The 20,608-nt window shown below is 39.9% G+C and carries 20 protein-coding genes; 19 read left to right on the forward strand and 1 reads right to left on the reverse strand.

Annotated elements, in window-relative coordinates; all coding sequences use genetic code 11:
* Positions 1-102: 102 nt before the first annotated feature.
* The 14 genes from J1N10_RS02605 to J1N10_RS02670 all read left to right on the forward strand — a co-directional run bounded on the left by J1N10_RS02605 (position 103) and on the right by J1N10_RS02670 (position 15,422).
* Positions 103-1,323 (forward strand): argininosuccinate synthase, encoded by a 1,221-nt coding sequence (locus tag J1N10_RS02605; RefSeq protein ID WP_262325119.1) that lies wholly within the window; start codon positions 103-105, stop codon positions 1,321-1,323.
* On the forward strand, positions 1,316-2,278 hold the full coding sequence (argC, locus tag J1N10_RS02610; RefSeq protein ID WP_262325120.1) for an N-acetyl-gamma-glutamyl-phosphate reductase: 963 nt from the start codon (positions 1,316-1,318) through the stop codon (positions 2,276-2,278). Before J1N10_RS02605 ends, argC begins: the two co-directional genes overlap by 8 nt.
* A 196-nt stretch (positions 2,279-2,474) precedes the next feature.
* A complete protein-coding gene (locus J1N10_RS02615; protein ID WP_262325121.1) occupies positions 2,475-3,605 on the forward strand; it encodes an aspartate aminotransferase family protein in 1,131 nt (376 codons plus the stop codon).
* Between the two features lie 12 nt (positions 3,606-3,617).
* Positions 3,618-4,208 (forward strand): HNH endonuclease signature motif containing protein, encoded by a 591-nt coding sequence (locus J1N10_RS02620; RefSeq protein WP_262325122.1) that lies wholly within the window; start codon positions 3,618-3,620, stop codon positions 4,206-4,208.
* Between the two features lie 98 nt (positions 4,209-4,306).
* Complete coding sequence (gene proC, locus J1N10_RS02625; RefSeq protein ID WP_262325123.1) at positions 4,307-5,107, forward strand: pyrroline-5-carboxylate reductase; 801 nt, start codon at positions 4,307-4,309, stop codon at positions 5,105-5,107.
* A gap of 6 nt (positions 5,108-5,113) precedes the next feature.
* Entirely contained in the window at positions 5,114-6,202 is a 1,089-nt protein-coding gene (gene proB, locus J1N10_RS02630; RefSeq protein ID WP_262325124.1) for a glutamate 5-kinase, read from the forward strand.
* 19 nt (positions 6,203-6,221) lie between these two features.
* A complete protein-coding gene (locus tag J1N10_RS02635) occupies positions 6,222-7,469 on the forward strand; it encodes a glutamate-5-semialdehyde dehydrogenase (protein ID WP_262325125.1) in 1,248 nt (415 codons plus the stop codon).
* Between the two features lie 21 nt (positions 7,470-7,490).
* Complete coding sequence (gene argB, locus J1N10_RS02640) at positions 7,491-8,273, forward strand: acetylglutamate kinase (RefSeq protein ID WP_262325126.1); 783 nt, start codon at positions 7,491-7,493, stop codon at positions 8,271-8,273.
* Positions 8,274-8,276: 3 nt separating this feature from the next.
* Positions 8,277-9,344: a M20 family metallo-hydrolase gene (locus J1N10_RS02645; protein ID WP_262325127.1), complete on the forward strand. Its 1,068-nt coding sequence runs from the start codon at positions 8,277-8,279 to the stop codon at positions 9,342-9,344.
* A gap of 201 nt (positions 9,345-9,545) precedes the next feature.
* On the forward strand, positions 9,546-10,877 hold the full coding sequence (argH, locus tag J1N10_RS02650) for an argininosuccinate lyase (protein WP_262325128.1): 1,332 nt from the start codon (positions 9,546-9,548) through the stop codon (positions 10,875-10,877).
* Positions 10,878-10,885: 8 nt separating this feature from the next.
* Positions 10,886-12,226 carry a citrate/2-methylcitrate synthase gene (locus tag J1N10_RS02655; RefSeq protein ID WP_262325129.1) on the forward strand — a complete coding sequence of 447 codons (1,341 nt, stop codon included), beginning with the start codon at positions 10,886-10,888 and terminating at the stop codon, positions 12,224-12,226.
* Positions 12,227-12,533: 307 nt separating this feature from the next.
* Positions 12,534-13,616, forward strand: coding sequence for a glutamine-hydrolyzing carbamoyl-phosphate synthase small subunit (gene carA, locus J1N10_RS02660; RefSeq protein WP_262325130.1), 1,083 nt, complete (start codon positions 12,534-12,536; stop codon positions 13,614-13,616).
* A gap of 624 nt (positions 13,617-14,240) precedes the next feature.
* A complete protein-coding gene (locus tag J1N10_RS02665) occupies positions 14,241-14,471 on the forward strand; it encodes a DUF2007 domain-containing protein (RefSeq protein ID WP_262325131.1) in 231 nt (76 codons plus the stop codon).
* Positions 14,472-14,477: 6 nt separating this feature from the next.
* Positions 14,478-15,422, forward strand: coding sequence for a pyridoxal-phosphate dependent enzyme (locus J1N10_RS02670; protein WP_262325132.1), 945 nt, complete (start codon positions 14,478-14,480; stop codon positions 15,420-15,422).
* Positions 15,423-15,569: 147 nt separating this feature from the next.
* On the opposite strand, the gene J1N10_RS02675 is transcribed toward J1N10_RS02670, so the two are convergent.
* Positions 15,570-16,007 (reverse strand): Rieske (2Fe-2S) protein, encoded by a 438-nt coding sequence (locus J1N10_RS02675; protein ID WP_262325133.1) that lies wholly within the window; start codon positions 16,005-16,007, stop codon positions 15,570-15,572.
* A gap of 182 nt (positions 16,008-16,189) precedes the next feature.
* Between J1N10_RS02675 and J1N10_RS02680 the strand changes: the two genes are divergently transcribed.
* From J1N10_RS02680 to J1N10_RS02700, 5 genes are all read left to right on the forward strand, one after another.
* Entirely contained in the window at positions 16,190-16,597 is a 408-nt protein-coding gene (locus tag J1N10_RS02680) for a hypothetical protein (protein WP_262325134.1), read from the forward strand.
* 155 nt (positions 16,598-16,752) lie between these two features.
* Positions 16,753-17,217 (forward strand): transcription elongation factor GreA, encoded by a 465-nt coding sequence (gene greA, locus J1N10_RS02685; protein WP_262325135.1) that lies wholly within the window; start codon positions 16,753-16,755, stop codon positions 17,215-17,217.
* An 11-nt stretch (positions 17,218-17,228) separates the two neighbouring features.
* Positions 17,229-17,621 (forward strand): HIT family protein, encoded by a 393-nt coding sequence (locus J1N10_RS02690; protein WP_262325136.1) that lies wholly within the window; start codon positions 17,229-17,231, stop codon positions 17,619-17,621.
* Between the two features lie 371 nt (positions 17,622-17,992).
* Positions 17,993-19,669, forward strand: coding sequence for a gliding motility-associated C-terminal domain-containing protein (locus J1N10_RS02695; RefSeq protein ID WP_262325137.1), 1,677 nt, complete (start codon positions 17,993-17,995; stop codon positions 19,667-19,669).
* Entirely contained in the window at positions 19,666-20,607 is a 942-nt protein-coding gene (locus tag J1N10_RS02700) for a PorP/SprF family type IX secretion system membrane protein (RefSeq protein WP_262325138.1), read from the forward strand. The genes J1N10_RS02695 and J1N10_RS02700 overlap by 4 nt, the downstream gene beginning before the upstream one ends.
* Position 20,608: the final 1 nt, after the last annotated feature.

Genomic DNA, 20,608 nt, shown 5'->3' on the forward strand with positions numbered 1-20,608 from the left:
AAAATACTTGGGCTTGTCTCAGGTTGATATTATCCCTTTTTAAATGGGGGTGTTCTACATGGCGGAACAATAGAAGTGCATTAGACATTTGATAAATATATAATGATGAAGGAAAAGGTAGTTTTAGCGTACAGTGGAGGATTAGATACTTCGTTTTGTGTGAAGTACTTGGCAGAAGAGAAAAATCTGGATATTTACTCGGCCATTGCCAATACTGGAGGGTTTAGCAATGATGAGCTAAACGACATTGAAACAAAAGCTTATGAATTAGGTGTTGCCAAGCATGCAACCCTTGATGTAACAGAGCGCTACTACCGACGCTGCATTCGTTATATGATTTATGGTAATGTTTTAAAAAATAATACCTATCCGCTTTCCGTAAGTTCGGAAAGAATTTTTCAGGCTTTAGCTATTGTTGATTATGCCCGTTCAATAGGTGCTAAATACATTGCGCACGGTAGTACCGGAGCAGGAAATGACCAAATTCGTTTTGATTTAACATTTCAGGTGTTAGCGCCCGATATTCAAGTGATTGCTCCGATACGTGATTTAAAACTGTCGCGCGAAGAAGAGATTAATTACCTGAAGGAACGTGGTGTGGTTCGTGATTGGACCAAGATGGAATACTCCATCAATAAAGGTTTGTGGGGCACCAGTGTAGGTGGCAAAGAAACACTGACATCAAATCAAACACTTCCCAATGAAGCTTATCCAAGTCAGTTGCAGAACGAGGATGAAGAGACATTGGAGCTAGGTTTTGTAAAAGGCGAATTGGCAACCGTTAATAACGAAGTGTATGATGACCCAATTAAAGCGATTCAGAAGATTGAAGAGTTGGGAGGTGCTTATGCCATCGGACGTGATATGCACGTGGGCGATACCATTATTGGCATCAAAGGCCGTGTGGGATTTGAGGCGGCTGCTCCGTTATTAATTATAAAGGCACATCATGTATTGGAAAAGCATGTACTAACCAAATGGCAGATGCACTGGAAAGAGCAGTTATCCAATTGGTACGGTATGTTTTTGCATGAGTCGCAATATTTGGAGCCGGTGATGCGCGATATTGAGGAATTCCTCGAAAGCTCACAGAAAAACGTAACTGGTAAGGTCATTATCACCTTAAAGCCTTATCGTTTTGAAGTGGTTGGTATTGAATCGGAGCACGATTTAATGAGCAGTGCTTTTGGTGAATATGGCGAAATGAATAAAGCCTGGACTGCCAGTGATGTGGAAGGTTTTACAACCATTATGGCAACGCCAATGAAAATATTTAATGCGGTTAACAAGGGACAACTCGACATAAAGGATAGCGATGATTAAAGTTGGAATTATAGGCGGGGCTGGTTATACAGCTGGTGAGTTGATTCGGATTCTTTTGAATCATCCAAAAGCTTCAATTGCTTTTGTCCAGAGTACAAGCCAGGCTGGTCTGCCCATAACCGATATACATAGCGATTTGGTTGGTGATACTGTTTTGAGCTTTGCCAGTGATGTGGATTATTCGGTTGATGTTTTGTTTTTGTGTATGGGGCATGGGCGTTCGCGCAGCTTTGTGGAAAAGATTCCTGCTTCATTCAAAGGGAAAATTATCGACCTGAGTAATGATTATCGTTTGAAAGATGCTGCAGAGGGCTTTGTTTATGGTTTGCCTGAGTTGAATATCGAACGGATTCAACAAAGCGATAAGATAGCCAATCCGGGATGTTTTGCCACGGCGATTCAATTGGCTTTGTTGCCGTTGGCTAAAGCCGGGCAGCTAAATGAAGTACACATCCATGCTGTTACTGGTTCAACGGGAGCCGGACAAGCATGTACATCAACTACTCATTTTAGTTGGCGGAATAATAATGCTTCGGTGTATAAGTCTTTTGAACATCAGCATCTGGGAGAAATAGGTGAGTCGATGTTACAGTTGCAGCCGGCCTTTAATCAGGATATCAACTTTGTGCCGATGCGCGGTAATTATTCGCGCGGTATTTTGGCATCGGTTTATTTAAATTGCGACTTATCTGAAGAGGATGCTAAAGTATTATTTGAAAAGTATTACAGCGAGCATCGGTTTGTATTTGTGGTTGATAAAAACCCCGATATCAAGCAGGTGGTTAACACCAACAAAGCACTGGTTTATGTCAAAAAACATGGAACAAAACTACATATTGTCAGTGTGATCGATAATTTGCTCAAAGGGGCATCTGGTCAGGCTGTTCAAAATATGAATCTTTTATTTGGTTTGGATGAAGCAGAAGGTCTTCAGCTTAAGCCTGTGGCTTTCTAGAACGTTATTAAGCGCAGGTTATTTGGTTTAAATTTTAGGTGTTCATTCTTCTTTGTATGAAGATCAACTGCTTTGAGTACCACAGGTTTCGGCCTGTGGTGCTTCATCCTATTTTTTTTTTTTTTGAGTATGTCAGTCTCAATGCTTCCGCGATGACTAGCGTGGTTTAACTACTCACTTCTTAAAGATATTTTCAATGAATTTATTCGATGTATATTCACTTTTCGATATAACGCCTGTTAAAGCGAAAGACTGTTATGTGTGGGATGATCAAGGGAATAAATACCTTGATTTATATGGAGGGCATGCCGTTATCTCAGTAGGTCATAGTCATCCACATTATGTCGATCGCATTAGTTCGCAGTTAAAAAACATTGGCTTTTATAGTAATTCGGTGCAAAACCCGATGCAGCAAGAACTGGCCGGTAAGTTGGGCGAGCTAAGCGAAATGGACGATTATCAACTGTTTCTGTGTAACTCAGGTGCCGAGGCCAACGAAAATGCCTTAAAATTAGCCTCATTTCATACCGGAAGGAAAAAGATTGTGGCGTTTGAACGAGGTTTTCACGGACGTACTTCTGGCGCGGTGGCCATTACCGATAACCAAAAGATTGTAGCGCCTTTTAATGCCAATCACGATATTGAGATAGTCCCGTGGGAAGATACCGACGCGGTTGAAAAAGCTTTGTCGACAAATGATGTGGCGGCTGTTATTATTGAAGGTATCCAGGGGATTGGTGGTATACACATACCATCATCAGCATTTCTCAGCCAGCTACAGCAGATATGTAAGAAGTATGGTACACTTCTTATTCTTGATGAAATACAGTCGGGATATGGGCGTAGTGGAAAGTTTTTTGCATTTCAGTATTCAGATATTCAACCTGATATAGTCACCATGGCAAAAGGTATGGGTAATGGCTTTCCGATTGGGGGCGTATTGATATCTCCTGAGATTAAAGCTGAAAAGGGAATGTTGGGAACCACTTTTGGAGGAAATTACCTGGCATGTGCAGCTGGTTTGGCCGTATTAGAGATAATTAAAGAAGAAAGCTTGTTGGAGAATGTAATTAAAAGTGGAAATTACCTTTCTGAAAAACTCTCTGTAATGCCTAATATTAAAGAGGTTAGAGGAGTTGGGTTAATGGTGGCTATTGAAAAAAATGAAAAAATAGCACTAATAAGGAAGGAGTTATTGTTAAAAAATTATATTTTTACCGGCGTTTCCGGCACATGTACAATGAGGTTATTGCCTCCAATGACTCTCAATAAGAGCCATATAGACTTGTTTATTGCTAGTCTTGAGGCTGCTGTTGATAGTGGTTAATATGTAGCTAAAATGGTAAGATCGTACTGGAATGAAGAATGGAAAGAGCTAGAGTTTGAAAAAGGTGCTTTAAAGAAAAGGTATGCGATTTCGAGCTATGGTAGAATTATTAGTTTTACTGATAAGATTGAAGAAGGGGATTATATTCGGGGTGGCAAATTAAGAGGGTATCCAACCTTGCCTTTGCGACCTTTTGGAAAGTCAAAAACCTTCTATGTTCATAAGTTGGTAGCTGAACTGTTTCTTCCTAAAGCTTCACCCGACCAGGAATATGTAATCCATCTCGATTACAACAAATCAAATAATTTTATTGAAAACCTTCGGTGGGCCGATAAAAAGGATATGTTTGAGCATCAGCAAAAAAACCCTTCTGTTTTAGAGGCCAGAGAGAAACAAAAAGGACGAAAGACACAACAAGGTCATAAACTTACTGCGACCCAGGTGATGCGATTGAAAATGAAGATTAATGATCCGAATCGCAAAACACGATTGAAGCTAATAGCCCGAGAATTTGGTATTAGTGAAATGCAATTATACCGTATTAAATCGGGTGAAAACTGGGGGCATGTTGAGGTAGAAGTTCCAGGCGAAGAGACAAAATAGACTTTCTGCGGGATTTTTGACTGTTTTTGTGTAAGTTTATAAGTTCAAACATTGTTTTTCTTATAAGTTGACATGAGGACAACTCAAAAATTGACAGCATGAAAGTTGATAAAGTGGCTATAATTGGTGGCGGTAACTTGGGAACTGCCATAGCAAAAGGATTATTGTCTAATAACCTGTTGCGAGCTTCGCAGATTACAATTACAAGAAGACGAACGTCTTTATTAGCTGATTTAAAAGAAAAAGGTGTTGTTGTAACAAAAGATAATTGTGCAGCAACACGTGGAGCTGATATTGTCTTGTTAGGTGTAAAGCCCTATCAATTAGAGGCTATTGTGCGCGAAATCTCACCAGAGTTAAATGAGAATACTATTCTTGTTTCTTTAGCGACAGGTATCTCGTCGGAGCAAATTCAGTCATATAGCTCAGTTCAGTTGCCAATTTTTAGGGCCATGCCAAATACGGCCATTGAAATAGGCGAGTCAATGACGTGTATATCAGCTTTTAATGCTTCAGAGGAACAGGAGGCGCTGGTGGTTGAGTTGTTTTCGCAGATGGGCGAGGCTATAATTATTCCGGAGGAGCTGATGGCGGCTTCTACCGTTTTGGCAGCATGCGGAATTGCTTATGCCATGCGATTTATTCGTGCTGCTACTCAAGGAGGGATAGAGATTGGTTTCGGCTCGAAGCTGGCTTTGCAAATTTCGGCTCAAACCATCAAGGGAGCTGCTGATTTGTTGATTCAGAAGGGAACGCATCCTGAAGACGAAATTGATAAAGTGACAACACCACGCGGTGTTACCATTTCGGGACTTAACGAGATGGAGCACCAGGGCTTTAGCTCATCGCTTATCAAAGGTCTGCTGACATCGTTTAATAAGATTGAAAACGGTAAGTAAGCGCCTATGTACGATAAGGTTTGTATCAAAATTGGTTCTAATGTGTTGGCTAATTCAGAAGGAGGCTTAAACAAAAGTCGTATCAATGAATTGGTGATGCAGATGGCGCGCCTGCACAAAGAAGGTAAGAAGATTGTACTGGTCTCATCAGGAGCAGTGGCATCGGCTCGTGGCCTGGTTGTGCCAGATAAAAGAACGGATCGGGTTTCGCAACGGCAATTGCTCTCTTCAGTAGGTCAGGTGAAGCTGATGAACTTGTATGCTCAATTGTTTGACTTGCACGATATCCAAATTGCTCAGGTTTTGGTGACAAAGCAGGATTTCAGTACGCGTGAGCATTACCTGAATATGAAAAACTGTGTGCATGCCTTGTGGGATAACAATGTTTTACCCATTGTTAATGAAAACGATGCTGTTTCGGTTACGGCGCTTATGTTCACCGATAATGATGAGTTGAGCGGAATGATGGCCTCTATGATGAGCTGTCAGGGTTTACTGATTCTATCTAACGTCGACGGTATCTATAATGGTCATCCGAACGATAAGGAGGCGCGTGTGATACCAGAAATCAGTGCAGAGGAAAAAGATTTGGAGCAGTTTATAACGACTGCGAAATCGGATTTTGGCCGAGGGGGTATGTTGACTAAATGTCGTGTGGCTCAAAAGTCGGCTATGTCGGGCATAAATGTGCATATTGCCAATGGCACCAAAGACGGCATTATAACAGGTTTATTAAAAAACTGCGAATCAGTTGTGCATACTCATTTTAAAGCCGGTGAAGGGTATCCAGCAGTGAAGCAATGGATTGCCTTTTCCGAAGGGTTTGCTAAGTCTGAAGTGGTTGTGAATCAGGGCGCGTTTGATGCCTTGTGTTCGAATAAAGCAAGTAGTTTGTTATTGGCGGGTGTTCTAGAATTCTCTGAAAGTTTTGAAAAAGGTGATCTATTAAGAATCCGGAATGAACAGGGCACAATCATAGGAATTGGTAAAGCGGCGTATAGTCATTCAAAAGCTGAAAAGCATTTGCATGAAAAGAAGTATAAGCCCTTGATTCATTACGATTACCTTTATGTCTTTCCTGAATTTTTAAGTTAATCATGCTAATCCTGAAAATATGTACCGAACCTATTTCGAAAAAGTAAAAGAAGCATCGCGATGCATGACGCGCATTGGTGCAGAAGAAACGGCATCTGTACTTAAAGCCTTGGCAAAAGAGTTACGCCTGGCTGCAGATGCTATTGTCTCTGCCAATGTGAAGGATTTGGAACGAATGGCGGTCGATAATCCTAAATATGACCGACTGAAGTTGACAAAGGAGCGTATAGAAGCCATTGCATCTGATACCGAAAATGTTGCTCTTCTGCCATGTCCGGTTGGTGAAGTGCTTGAGTGCCGAACTTTACAAAATGGCCTTGAGCTAGAGAAGAAGCGAGTCGCCTTGGGTGTTGTTGGAGTAATTTACGAAGCGCGGCCCAATGTAACCATCGATGTGTTTGCGCTTTGTATTCGCTCAGGAAATGCTTGTGTGTTAAAAGGGGGAAGTGATGCGGAATACAGCAATATTATATTAGTTGATATTGTTAAAAAAGTACTTGACAAGCATGGTGTTGATTCGGATATTATTCAGCTCCTACCTGCTGATAGAAAAGCGACTGACGAGTTGATGAATGCAGTGGGGTTTGTTGATGTGCTGATTCCTCGCGGTTCTCAAGGCCTGATTAATTTGGTGCGCGATAATGCCAAACTGCCGGTCATTGAAACCGGAGCGGGTATTGTGCATACCTATTTTGATGAATCAGGTGAACTCGAACTGGGGAGGCAAGTGGTTTTTAATGCCAAAACGCGTCGCGTGAGCGTTTGTAATGCGCTCGATTGCCTGGTGTTACATCGAAGTCGCTTGAATGATTTACCAGCTTTGATTCAAGATATGGTTTCGAAGCAAGTTGAGATTTATGCTGATGAATGTGCCTATCAACAATTAAAAGGAGAGTATCCTGATGAATTGCTGCATAAGGCCACAAAGGAAGATTTTGGAACTGAATTTTTATCATTGAAGCTTGCTATAAAAACAGTAGATGATTTTGATTCAGCACTCGAGCACATCTATCAATATAGCTCGAAGCACAGCGAGGCCATTATAGCTGAAGACGCCGATGTTATTGAGCGATATTTGAATGAAGTAGATGCGGCAGCTGTTTATGTTAATACAAGTACAGCTTTTACCGATGGTGCTCAGTTTGGTTTGGGAGCTGAAATAGGTATCAGTACGCAAAAGTTGCATGCACGTGGACCAATGGGATTGCGTGAGCTGACATCTTATAAATGGATAATAAAAGGAAACGGACAGATTCGTCCGGCTTAGGTTTATAATAAAAATAGGATTATGCACGATAGACTGACCATTGTAAAAGTGGGGGGCAAAGTGGTTGAAGAAGAGGAATCGCTGAAGGCGTTTATTAAGGATTTTGCAAGTATTGCTGGACAAAAAATATTGGTTCATGGAGGAGGACGTTCGGCAACCGCTATTGCTGAGCAGCTTGGGTTTGAGACAAAAATGGTGGATGGCCGACGCATCACCGATCAGAAAATGCTGGATGTGGTAGTGATGGTATACGGAGGTTTGGTTAATAAGAATATTGTAGCTCAGTTGCAGGCTTTGAACAAGCAAGCGGTTGGGCTTACTGGTGCTGACCTGGATTGTGTTCGTGCAATTAAACGCCCGGTTAAAGATATTGATTATGGCTATGTTGGCGATGTCACATCGGTTAACTCAGAGCAATTAGAAGAGTTGGTAAAAAATGGCGTGATACCTGTTGTAGCTCCTTTAACGCACGATGGTGAAGGACAAATGCTGAATACCAATGCCGACACCATGGCGGCTGAGTTAGCAAAAGCCTTCGCATCTTCCTTTAGAGTGTCGCTGGTGTATTGTTTTGAGAAGAAGGGCGTGCTCGAGAATCCGGATGATGATGATTCGGTTATTGCTAACCTAACTAGTGATTTGTTTTCAGAATATAAGGAGTCGGGTGTAGTTTCGGAAGGGATGATTCCGAAGCTGGACAATGGTTTTGCGGCCTTAAAAAGAGGAGTGTCTGAAGTGTATATTACTAATATCGAAGGGTTGAAAAATGGTTTTTCATCCGGAACATTGTTAACAATTGATTAATCTATGCAAGAAAAACAAACAAAATATACAGCAGAGGCAATTGAGTTGCTGAAGCAATTAATTACTATCCAGTCTTTCAGTCGCGAAGAGAGTGAGGTGGCCAATCTAATGGCGGATTACTTGGGTAATAATAGCCTAAAGGTCAATCGTAAGGGCCACAATGTGTGGTGTTGGGCAAGTGAAAAAGATGAAACGAAGCCGACTATTTTATTAAATTCTCATTTAGATACGGTTAAACCTTCCTCAAAATGGACGTATGACCCATTTGGTGCAACACTGGAAGGTGATAAGTTAACCGGTTTGGGTAGTAATGATGCAGGTGGGCCTTTGGTAGCACTTATGGCAACTTTTCTATGCCTCAAAGATGAAGAGCTGGATTATAACCTGGTGTTTGCAGCCACAGCAGAGGAGGAGAACTCTGGAGCCAAGGGCGTTGCCTCGATTTTGCCTCAATTAGGTAAAATTGATTTAGGCATTGTAGGAGAGCCAACCCAAATGCAAATGGCAGTTGCCGAGAAAGGTCTGATGGTGCTGGATTGCGAGGCACACGGAAAAACTGGTCATGCGGCTCGAGAGGAAGGTGAAAATGCTTTATACAAAGCATTGAAGGATATTGAATGGTTTAAAGCTTACGAGTTTGATAAGGTTTCGCCGCATTTGGGAGCTGTGAAGATGACAGTAACACAAATTGAAGCAGGAACTCAGCACAACGTGGTGCCCGATTCGTGTCAGTTTGTAGTGGATGTGCGTTTGAATGAAAATTATAGCAATGAGGAGTGTCATCAAATCATTGAACAGCATGTTACTTGTGATGTAAAACCTCGTTCTTTCCGCCTGAACAGTTCTTTTATTCCGGTCGAACACCCTTTAGTACAGCGTGGTGTTGAGTTGGGGCTTTCATATTATGGTTCTCCAACTACTTCAGATCAGGCTGTAATGGATTTTACAACGATAAAAATAGGTTGTGGGGATTCAGCTCGTTCTCATACGCCGGATGAGTATATCTATTTGTCTGAAATCACAGAAGGAATTGATATTTACCTACGTTTATTGAGTGAGCTAAAGCTCTAATAATAAGATATGTTTTATTGATAAATTATTTATATACACTTAAAATAATGACAATTGTCATATAATGTGGTGTAAAATGTATAATTATAAATAAAAAGTGAATATATTTACCAATTCGAAAGATGGAGGTTTTTATTTCTTTCAAATAGTAACTTCTTTTTGATTGGTAACAGATATTGCTAACAACTAAAAAGTTAAGTTATGAAGTTATGGGATAAAGGAACTTCTGTTGATAAACGAATTGAGGAATTCACGGTTGGACGCGATCGTGAGCTGGATGTATTTCTGGCACCTTTCGATATATTGGGAACCATGGCGCACATCACCATGTTGGAGAGTGTTGGACTATTAGAGAAGAAAGAGCTGGAAGCATTGCTGGAGGAATTAAAAGTGCTGCATTCACTCGCCATTGAAGGTGATTTTGTAATCGAAGATGGCGTTGAAGATGTGCATTCGCAGGTAGAACTGATGCTAACCCGCAAATTGGGCGATGTTGGTAAAAAAGTTCATAGTGGCCGCTCTCGCAACGACCAGGTTTTATTGGATTTGAAGCTTTATACTCGTCATCGTATTGAAGAAGTTGTTAAAGCAGTGGATAAGCTGTTTGTTGTTCTTCAGCAAAAAAGTGAAGAGCACAAAGCTGTGCTGATACCGGGCTATACACATTTGCAGGTGGCTATGCCATCATCGTTTGGCGTGTGGTTTGGAGCCTTTGCCGAGAGTTTGGCCGATGATTTATTGTTATTGCAGGCGGCTTGGCGAACAGCCAATCAAAATCCATTGGGGACGGCAGCTGGTTATGGCTCATCTTTTCCTTTAAACCGAACCATGACGACAGAGTTGCTCGGCTTTGAGGACTTAAACTACAATGTAGGTTATGCACAGATGGCAAGGGGTAAGATGGAGCGAACGGTAGCTTATGCCATGTCTTCGGTAGCACAAACGGTTGGCAAACTGGCTGTAGATGGCTGTTTATTTACCAGTCAGAATTTTGGCTTTATTAAACTGCCCGATGAACTGACAACTGGCTCAAGTATTATGCCGCATAAGAAGAATCCGGATGTGTTTGAGTTATTGAGGGCACACTGTAATAAGTTGCAGGCATTGCCCGAGTCAATAGGTATGATAACTGCGAATTTACCTACAGGTTATTTTCGTGATTTGCAGTTGATAAAAGAGCTGTATATGCCTGCCTTTGATGAGCTGTTGGATTGTTTGCAGATTGCCACTTTTGCAATTGAGAACATTGAGGTAAAGCATGATATCATGCAGGATGAAAAGTATAAACTGGCCTTTAGTGTTGAAGAGGTAAATAAATTAGTGCTGAGTGGTGTGCCATTTAGAGATGCCTACAAACAAGTTGGTTTAGCAATTGAAGCCGGACAGTTTGAGACTGATGGACAGGTGAATCATACACATGAGGGTTCCATCGGTAACTTATGTAACGAAAGGATTGAGCAAAAGAAAAATAAAATAATACAAGAGTTTGGTTTTGAAGAGCTTGAAAAAGTGATTCAGAGCCTTGTAAAATAAAATAACGTATGGCAATATTTGAGAAATTGGCGAAAGATGCTGTTGCATCGAGTGATATTGAAAAGTCATTGTTTGATCAGTTTAGTGTTAAACGGGGATTGCGAAATGCCGATTTCTCTGGTGTGTTGGTAGGTTTAACCACCATAGGTGATGTTGAAGGGTACGATAAAGTGGATGGTAAACTAATTCCAAAAGAAGGCAAGTTATTTTACCGTGGCGTGGAGCTGAAAGAACTGGCTAAAGGGTTTCAGTCGGCTGGTCGTCATGGGTTTGAAGAAACAGCTTACCTATTGCTTTCCGGCCAATTACCGAGCGTTGAACAGCTAAATGCATTCACAGCCGAGTTGGAATTGGAGCGTCATTTGCCACCTTTCTTTTCTAAGAATATGATTTTGTCACTTCGTGGACGAGATATCATGAATATGTTAGCGCGATCTGTTTTGGGATTGTATACAGCAGATGAAAAAGCAGAAGATTTGTCGCCTGAAAATCTAATACAACAATCCATTAGTTTGATTGCGAAATTTCCCGTTATTGTAGCCTACTCTTACTTTGGTATGCGTCATTCGTATCAGAAAAAATCGTTGGTGATTCGTCATCCACAACCTCACTTGAGTACAGCAGAAAACTTTCTGTACATGCTGAAAGGGGATAACTACACCAAGCTGGAGGCTGATTTGCTTGACTTATCGCTGGTTATTCATGCTGAGCACGGAGGAGGAAATAATTCATCGTTTACAACGCGTGTGGTTAGTTCGGCACAAACCGATACATATTCGGCTATTGCAGCTGCTTTGGGGTCACTAAAAGGAGGGCTTCACGGAGGCGCTAATCTGAAAGTCATGGATATGATGGAAAATATCAAAGCCAATGTAAAGGACTGGCGCAATGAAAAAGAGATAAAAGCATATTTGCAAAAGATATTAAAGAAAGAAGCCTTTGATAACACCGGTAAAATTTATGGAATTGGGCATGCGATTTACACTAACTCCGATCCAAGAGCCGTCTTGTTAAAAGAAAAGGCTGAAGCATTAGCTATTGAAAAAGGTCGTCTGGATGAATTTCATCTCTATGCGGCCATTGAACGATTGGCACCGCAGGTATTTTACGAGTTCAAAGGAGCCAACGCCAAAGTAATCTGCGCCAATGTCGACTTTTATAGTGGCTTTGTTTATGATTGCCTGGAGATTCCAAAGGAGATTTATACACCTATTTTTGCTGTGTCGCGTATTGCCGGTTGGTGTGCGCACCGTATCGAGGAAGTAACGTTTTCGAGCCGACGTATCATTCGTCCGGCCTATAAAAACGTGTCAGAACGAATTGATTATACTGAATTAGACAATAGATAGGAAATTAAGAATTTTTGTTGATTGGGTATGAGGGACCGTTGCATGGGGGAGATTTGCGCGGTCCCTCTTTTTATGGCAATGAATTAATGAAGGTCATTTTTTCTTCAGATAAACCGTTAATATGCATACATATGCAGATGAATTAAAATATATGTAATAAATATGCAAACAAAGCTTAAAAGTTCGCTCATGACATAAATAATTATTACATTTGTGCCGCATAAGGGAAGCCTTGTGCATGCATTTATTCTAAACTGCGAATAGATGCATTTTTTGTGTAGAATTTATTGTAAAAGTATTGGAAGGTATGCCTGAAGTACAAAAGATTAAGTTAGTGTTGGAAGACGGAACTGTCTTCGAAGGAAAATCGTTTGGATACCATAAGTCGGTGGCTGGAGAAGTTGTTTTTAATACGGCCATGACTGGATATCCTGAGAGTTTGACCGACCCATCGTATGAAGGGCAAATCCTTGTTTCTACCTACCCGCTGATTGGTAACTATGGTGTGCCAAAAAATGATACTGAAAATGGTATCCCTAAATTTCACGAATCAGATCGCATTCACATTTCTGGCTTAATTATCTCAGACTATTCATTCGAATACAGTCACTGGAATGCCGAAAATAGCTTGCGTGAGTGGTTAATTCAGAATAAGGTGCCAGGTGTTTTCGGAATTGATACGCGTGCGCTGACCATGATTTTGCGTGAGAAAGGTTCAATGTTAGGAAAAATTGAAATCGAAGGTGAAGAAATCGATTTTGTAGATCCTAATAAAGAAAACCTGGTAGCTAAAGTGAGTGTGAAAGAGAAGAAAGTCTATGGCAATGGTAAACACAAAGTGGTGTTAGTAGATACTGGTGCTAAAAACAATATTCTTCGATGCTTGCTCAAGCGAGATACTACAGTAATCCGTGTGCCATGGGATTATGATTTTACACAAGAGGATTATGATGGTGTTATGTTGTCCAATGGTCCAGGTGATCCGCAAATGTGTGAGGTAACTATTAAGCATATTCAAAAGGCCATTGAAATTGGTAAGCCGATTTTTGGAATTTGTTTGGGTAATCAATTGCTTGGTATCGCATCAGGAGCCTCTACTTACAAACTAAAGTATGGACACCGTGCACATAATCACCCTGTTATTAAAGTAGGAACCGATACTTGTTATATCACCAGTCAGAACCATGGTTTTGCTATCGATAATGATACTTTGAGCGACGAGTGGGAGCCTTTTTTCGTGAATATCAACGATAAAACAAATGAAGGTGTTAAGCACAAAACCAAACCATTTTTCTCAACACAGTTTCACCCCGAAGCATCAAGCGGACCAACAGATACCGAATTTTTATTTGATGAGTTGATTGCAAAGATCGAAGAGAGTAAAAAGTAAAGTATAAGCATAATAAATATAGAATGGTCGCAACACGCGGCCATTTTTTGTATGTCTTTGTTTCCTTATCTAGCAATACGAAATCTTAATTTGACTGTTCGTATCTACGCATAAATGATAAATACAAAGATTCAGGTTGATTTATAAATCTCTGCGTCTCAGTGTCTCTGTGTTAGTTTTTTAATGGAGTATTAGTTCTTGTTTTATGCATGATTGCGAATATTCAAATCTTAATTCATCACAATGAACTCAAACCTAAAAACTAACCACGAATACCAATCGCGCATTAATAAAATCCTCGATTATATTGAGATTAACCTTGATAATTAGTTTAGTAAGGCAAGGATGATGTCCCGTAAGATGTATCAAAGTAACCAAGTTATTGAGTGATTACTTATGAATGGTTCGGTAGATTTTTACTGCAGTTCTTGGTCCTCTTCGGAGCAGCTTCGTATCTTCTTTGGGGCAGCTTCGGTTCAACTACGCTCCCAGCGAGGTTGAACCCGAAGAAAGCAGTTTAATGGTTCGGAGCAATTGCTTTTCAGGCTGTTTTTGTTAATGCTGTATTTTATGATACCTTTAATCGGAGTCTATATTAGTTTGTCGAACTTAAAACAGAACATTATGGAAGATTTAATCAATATTTTTTCTGATACAGAATTAACTGTATCTCATCTTAAAAATACTTTGGCCGATAATGGTATCGAATCGATGATTAAAAACGATTATGAGTCAGGTGTGTCAGCAGGTTTTGTGGCCGGAACGCAAACATCCGTTGATTTATACGTTTTTAGTAAAGATGTTGAGAAGGCTCAGCCAATTGTAGACAAGTTTGTAATTGAACTTAAAAAGTAGAATTGAATGAATTTACCCGTTGCCCTGGATGTAGAAAATGCTTATAAGCGAATTAAGTCATTTGTACATCAAACACCAGTGTTAACCTGTCAGAGTATTAATGCCATCTGCGGGGCTGAACTCTATTTTAAATGTGAGAACCTGCAGAAGGTGGGCGCCTTTAAATATCGGGGAGCTACCAATGCTGTTTTGTCGTTAACAGATGAGCAGAAGAGGCTAGGAGTAGCCACTCATTCATCAGGTAATCATGCGGCAGCTTTGGCCTTGGCTGCTAAAATAAACGGTGTTAAGGCGCACATTGTGATGCCTAATAATGCGCCGGAGATAAAGAAAAAGGCTGTAGCAGGGTATGGCGCGCAAATAACTTTTTGTCAACCTACATTGCAGGCGCGCGAAAGTACCTTAGAAGAGGTTATTAAGGATACGGGAGCCACCATGGTGCATCCTTATAACCAGTGGGAAGTGATTTGTGGACAAGGAACGGCTATGCTGGAATTACTGCAACAGCAAAGTAAGCTAGATATTGTGATGACGCCGGTTGGTGGGGGCGGTTTATTAAGCGGAACAGCAACCTATGTTAAAGAGAAGTTTCCGGCTGTGCAAGTGATAGCAGGAGAGCCAGCTAATGCCGATGATGCCTTTCAATCGTTTAAAAGTGGTAGGTTTCAGCCAGTGGTTGATCCCAATACAATAGCCGATGGCTTGCGGACGTCATTGGGTACGCTTACTTTTGAAATCATCAAAAGCAAAGTGGACGATATTATTACTGTAAGCGAAGATAGTATCAAAATGGCAATGCGTTTAATATGGGAGCGCATGAAGATTATTGTAGAGCCTTCTTCGGCAGTGCCTTTGGCCGTTGTTTTAGAAAACAAACAACCTTTTAAAAACCAGAAAGTCGGCATAATACTTACGGGAGGGAATGTTGATTTGGGAAAACTACCTTTCTAGACTGGATTAAAAAAAGAAAAATGCCTCGCAATTATATCGAGGCATTTTTGGGGAACGTAACAAGCAATTTTGATTTTGCTCAACTACAGTATGTTGAATTACTGATAGGTGAGTATGTTTACACAAATGGCATGCCAAAAATGTGATTTAATTCCATATACGGAGTATATTTCCAGTTACGCTTGTTTGATAACGTTTCAGTGGCCATTTGGCTGGACCTGTAACTACACTGCCATATTCAGCTGCAATATTGAATTCTGAGCCACATTCCGGGCAACGTAAAACAACATCGCCCTGGTTAATTTCTTCAACATAAAAGCGATTCCCATTATCGTGTTGATGAGTACACATTAAATCAAATGCGTAGAACTCCGTTGGGGTGACTTCAAATACGACAACTCCATTTACGCCAACATATCTGTTTGTGCCGCCTGGTAAAACAAAGAATGGATTCTTACCTGAGTATTGTGGATTGTCCAGATTGATTTCAGCAGTGAATCTAACATTTGGAATGATGTCGGATGAATCTTTACCACAGTTAACAGTAAGTAATGGAAGTAATAACAATATAAGGTACCTCTTCATGATCTATATTTTATCGTACGAACGTATATGTATTATTTTTATTGCAGTTGTTGCGAGTGCTAATATTGTGTCCTTTCCTCGTTTTTCCAAAAATAAAGAGGTGAATATGAAGGATTGTTTCCATTTGTGTGTTTGTTCATTTAAAAATTGGTAATTTGGTGCATTAATCAAATAGTTCGAAGATGGATGACATAGGTAATATTCTCTATATATTAGCAATGATAGCCGCATTAATTTTTAGTGCGTACAAAAAGCAGAAGCAGGCTAAAAAGACGGTTCAGGCACCTGATGAAGTAGTTCAACCCGAGCGAGATGTGATGGAGGAAGATGATGTGTTAGAGGAGTTACGAGAGCTTTTTCAAAAGCCAAAACCAAAACCAGTGGCTGAAGAGCCAAAGGTTGAAAAAAAAGTAGTGCCTTTACATATGCAGAGAAAACAGGATCCTAAAAAGACCGATATACAAAAGCAAAAACCGGTTGAAATAATAGCGATTGAAGACGAAGTTGAAGGTTTGGAGTTTGATAAAGAGCAGATTGATTTACGACAGGCTGTTATCTACTCCGAAATACTAAAGCGTCCGTATGAGTAGTTAAGTGGCAGTTAAAGAATGCGATGCCTGCTTGGAACAAACGTGTCTTTTGAACTTAATGATAACTTTCATATATTTGTAACAAAGAGTTCCGGGAAATCGGGATTCTTTTATTTTTTTATATAATTGAAGCATTTGAATAAGGAGGAAAGAATATGAAATATATAACCGAAGCCGGCTTAAAGAAGCTAAAAGAGGAATTACATCAGTTAGAAACATACGAGCGACCATCAATTTCGAAGCAAATTGCTGAGGCCCGTGATAAGGGTGATTTATCGGAGAATGCCGAATACGATGCTGCCAAAGAGGCTCAGGGCTTGTTAGAGATGCGCATTGCTAAACTTCAGGATACAATTGCGAATAGTCGTATTATTGATGAATCGCGCATTGATACGTCAAAAGTACAGCTCTTAAACAAGGTGAAAATTAAAAACCTGAAGAATAAAGCGACCATGACATACACTTTGGTGCCCGAAAGTGAGGCTAACCTGAAAGAAGGGAAAATTTCAATTTCGACACCTATTGCCAAAGGTTTGCTTGGTAAGGAAGTGGGCGACCAGGTGGAAATCAAAGTGCCAAACGGTTTAATGACTTTCGAAATTGTTGAAATATCAATCTAAATACTGAAGCCATGCCTACGATTTTTACCAAAATTGTTAAAGGAGAAATTCCTTGTTACAAAATTGCTGAGGACGACCGGTTTTTTGCTTTTTTAGATATTAACCCGCTTGCTAAAGGGCACACCTTAGTCATCCCAAAGCAAGAAACAGATTATCTGTTTGATTTGGAAGATGATCTGTTGGCTGATATGAATGTGTTTGCCAAAAAGATTGCGTTGGCTCAAAAAAAAGTAATTGACTGCAAGCGAGTAGGAGTGGCTGTGTTAGGGCTGGAAGTGCCACATGCCCATATTCATTTAATACCGATGAATAGTGAGGCAGATGTCAACTTTAGAAATCCAAAACTCCAATTAGAAGCAGAAGAGTTTGAAGCAATTGCTGAGGCAATCAGAAATGAGCTATAAAAAAGTGCAAAGAGATATAATATAAGGCTACCAATGGTAGCCTTTTTTATTAGTTTTTAATTTGTCATTAGTACAATAACGTTTGGAATTCACTTATTTCATAGGATTACGTTAGGGACTGCAAATATTTAGTGTTTTGCCGGGAAAACAAAAGTGTGATACTTGCGTTAAGAATTTAATTCGTCATATTATTTTTGATGAACAGTTGGTTTTGTGGCGTAAAGCCATTCTTGTTGGTGGTTAAAATAATCTTGGTTTGTTCATTTTTAATTATGTTTGTAAGTGATGGAACATTATTAATTATCAAGCGTATAATGCTCCGTTGTTGAGCAGTTTTTGGGGATAGTACGTTTGCTAACAATACTAATGGGATGAGAAAATATCTACTGATTATTATACTTCTGGCCTGGTCAGGAGTCGATTATTTATATGCACAAGCTACTGGTGAGGTCGAGTTTGATAAGTTACGGTTTTGCGAATCGGGGGATGTAACAATGACCATAACCTTTACCGGAGACGCACCTTATGATTTTAAGTATTGGATAGACAACGGTATTGTCGACCAGGGTGTTCAGGTGACTGCTCACAATAGCAATACTTTCAAACTTGTAACAAACTTCACGGAGTCTGGATATATTAGAGTTTATGATTTTAAAGACACGCACGGCAATGATGGTACGTTCAATCAGGATAGAGGTGATATTACTATTGATAAAATGCCTTCCCCTTTAATTGATCCCACATTTAAAACTTGTAGAATCGAAGGAACGTTTACGGCAAATCCAGGCGGGGAGTATACATCTGCCAACTGGCTGGAAGTAGCAGGTGGTTCTTTTCTTACAAAAACTGATACCAAAGCAATCTTCAAAGCTGATGTGGTAGGTAATTATGTAATTACCTACGAAGTTACAAATGAATCATGTGTTAATACTGATACAAAAACATTTTATATTCCAGAGCAGGCTGAACCCAATGCCAGTTATGATCTTCTTGATGATAGAATTTGTAGTGATGAAACTACCTCCCTTGAAATAGTCGGTGATGGAGCTAATCGTTACCCATTAACATTAGGATTTAGTGATGATAAAGGAAACACCTATTCAGAGGTGTTGAATACAGCCAATGAAAGCATACCGATTTCTGCTAATTCATCAACTACCTACACCATGAATTCATTGATTGATAGTGAGGGCTGTGACGCAAGTTTAGCTGAAACGCTAAATTTGATAGTTGATTCAAAACCATTTCCTACTGCTGGAGTAAAGGATAGCCCCAATTGTGGTTCCGAAAAAGAATTGTTGGGACAAATAACAGATGGAAATTCAATGACCTGGTCGGTTGTTGCTGCTGAAGGAAGCGGCTTGTTTATTGAAGATGTCAACAATAAGGATTCAAGAGTTTATGTCAATTACAACTATCAGTATGCTTATGAAACTTATACGCTCAAATTGACAGAGCTGGTTATCAATAATCCAACCTGTATTGGAGAAGACGAAGTCGAGATAGAATTATATAAGGAACCAGGTGATGTATCCTTAGGGCAAGATACAACTGTTTATAATGAAAAACAGTTAATCATTAATACAGTTGGAATTGCTGACATGCCATTTTATTGGACCCTGTCAGACGGATTAAGTGTCGATGATGGTAATCCAAATCAAATTGTCGTCAGAAATCTGCTTAAAGGTGATAATAAACTCATATGCACAGTTAATAATGGAGAATGTGCGGAAGTGTCTGCCGAGAAATTGATTACCGTAAAAGGCATCTACCAAACCAATGGATTTTCACCTAATGGTGATAATACAAATGATTATTTTATCATTGGGGGTGCTCAAAATGTTGCGAACAATAAATTAACGGTTTTTGATATTACGGGTAAAGTGGTATTTGAAGCCAATGAATTTATGGTTGAAAATAACCTTGATGGTTGGAACGGCCAAAAAAATGATGGCAAAACCGAAGACGGCACTTACTACTATATTTTTGAAGGAGATAATATCGAACCTGTGAAAAGTTACTTAATCATTAAAGGAAGCAAACAATGAAAAATGCATTAAGAAATATCGTTTTTGCCACTTTCTTGCTTGTTTCATTTATTCCACTTCAAGCACAGAAAGACATTGTAATGAGCCAATATATGCATAATCGTTATGCATTAAATACAGCTTTCGCTGGTAATCGAGAGGTATTGTCCGTATATGGAGGTTATCGTAAAAAGTGGGCTGGCATTGATGGTTCTCCTGGTTCAATGCTGTTTAGCATGCACTCGCCATTAAAAAAGGAAAACATTGCATTAGGGCTCGAAGTATTCAATCAGCAGTATGGTGTGAATAAGCAAACGGGCTTTATTGGTTCTTACACCTACCGTTTAAAAATGTCTGGTAACAGAAAGCTGGCGTTTAGTATTAATGGTGGTGGTAGTTTTTATAATTCTAACTGGAGCGAGGTTTCAACCTTTGATGGCAATGGCGGAGAAGGCGTGTTAGATAATGAGTTTGCTGCTAACGAATCGAATTTTGCGCCGGTTGTTGGTTTTGGTGCGGCAATGTATTCCAATAAGTATTTTGTTGGAGTATCTATACCAAACTCCTTTTATTATAATCCATACGTTGAAGGCGGTTCTAATGAATTTGCTCTGGATAAAGCTGACTTCATAGCTACCGGAGGCTATCTCTTTACCTTGTCGAAAAAATGGCATTTGCAACCGAGTTTTATGGCACGCTATAATGCCGAATTTAATTCATCAGTCGATATCAACGCAACTATTATTTACAATAACATGTTGTGGGTTGGTGGAGCTTACCGGACAACGAATGACTTTGTAGCCATGGTGGCTTACCAGGTAACACCGCAGTTAAGGTTTTCATACAGCCTTGACTACGCTACCGGCGATATTGGTAGTTATAATGATGGAACCCACGAAGTGGCTATTCAATTCGATTTTGGCTACAAAGTAAAAACACCCAATCCTAAATTCTTTTAAA

Origin of the sequence: Carboxylicivirga litoralis (assembly GCF_025499605.1) — a bacterium.
Lineage (GTDB): Bacteria > Bacteroidota > Bacteroidia > Bacteroidales > Marinilabiliaceae > Carboxylicivirga > Carboxylicivirga litoralis.

Coding starts and splice junctions, on each gene's coding strand:
- J1N10_RS02605 (WP_262325119.1), top strand. CDS start 103: ATGATGAAGGAAAAGGTAGTTTTAGCGTACAGTGGAGGATTAGATACT.
- argC (WP_262325120.1), top strand. CDS start 1,316: ATGATTAAAGTTGGAATTATAGGCGGGGCTGGTTATACAGCTGGTGAG.
- J1N10_RS02615 (WP_262325121.1), top strand. CDS start 2,475: ATGAATTTATTCGATGTATATTCACTTTTCGATATAACGCCTGTTAAA.
- J1N10_RS02620 (WP_262325122.1), top strand. CDS start 3,618: ATGGTAAGATCGTACTGGAATGAAGAATGGAAAGAGCTAGAGTTTGAA.
- proC (WP_262325123.1), top strand. CDS start 4,307: ATGAAAGTTGATAAAGTGGCTATAATTGGTGGCGGTAACTTGGGAACT.
- proB (WP_262325124.1), top strand. CDS start 5,114: ATGTACGATAAGGTTTGTATCAAAATTGGTTCTAATGTGTTGGCTAAT.
- J1N10_RS02635 (WP_262325125.1), top strand. CDS start 6,222: ATGTACCGAACCTATTTCGAAAAAGTAAAAGAAGCATCGCGATGCATG.
- argB (WP_262325126.1), top strand. CDS start 7,491: ATGCACGATAGACTGACCATTGTAAAAGTGGGGGGCAAAGTGGTTGAA.
- J1N10_RS02645 (WP_262325127.1), top strand. CDS start 8,277: ATGCAAGAAAAACAAACAAAATATACAGCAGAGGCAATTGAGTTGCTG.
- argH (WP_262325128.1), top strand. CDS start 9,546: ATGAAGTTATGGGATAAAGGAACTTCTGTTGATAAACGAATTGAGGAA.
- J1N10_RS02655 (WP_262325129.1), top strand. CDS start 10,886: ATGGCAATATTTGAGAAATTGGCGAAAGATGCTGTTGCATCGAGTGAT.
- carA (WP_262325130.1), top strand. CDS start 12,534: ATGCCTGAAGTACAAAAGATTAAGTTAGTGTTGGAAGACGGAACTGTC.
- J1N10_RS02665 (WP_262325131.1), top strand. CDS start 14,241: ATGGAAGATTTAATCAATATTTTTTCTGATACAGAATTAACTGTATCT.
- J1N10_RS02670 (WP_262325132.1), top strand. CDS start 14,478: ATGAATTTACCCGTTGCCCTGGATGTAGAAAATGCTTATAAGCGAATT.
- J1N10_RS02675 (WP_262325133.1), bottom strand. CDS start 16,007: ATGAAGAGGTACCTTATATTGTTATTACTTCCATTACTTACTGTTAAC.
- J1N10_RS02680 (WP_262325134.1), top strand. CDS start 16,190: ATGGATGACATAGGTAATATTCTCTATATATTAGCAATGATAGCCGCA.
- greA (WP_262325135.1), top strand. CDS start 16,753: ATGAAATATATAACCGAAGCCGGCTTAAAGAAGCTAAAAGAGGAATTA.
- J1N10_RS02690 (WP_262325136.1), top strand. CDS start 17,229: ATGCCTACGATTTTTACCAAAATTGTTAAAGGAGAAATTCCTTGTTAC.
- J1N10_RS02695 (WP_262325137.1), top strand. CDS start 17,993: ATGAGAAAATATCTACTGATTATTATACTTCTGGCCTGGTCAGGAGTC.
- J1N10_RS02700 (WP_262325138.1), top strand. CDS start 19,666: ATGAAAAATGCATTAAGAAATATCGTTTTTGCCACTTTCTTGCTTGTT.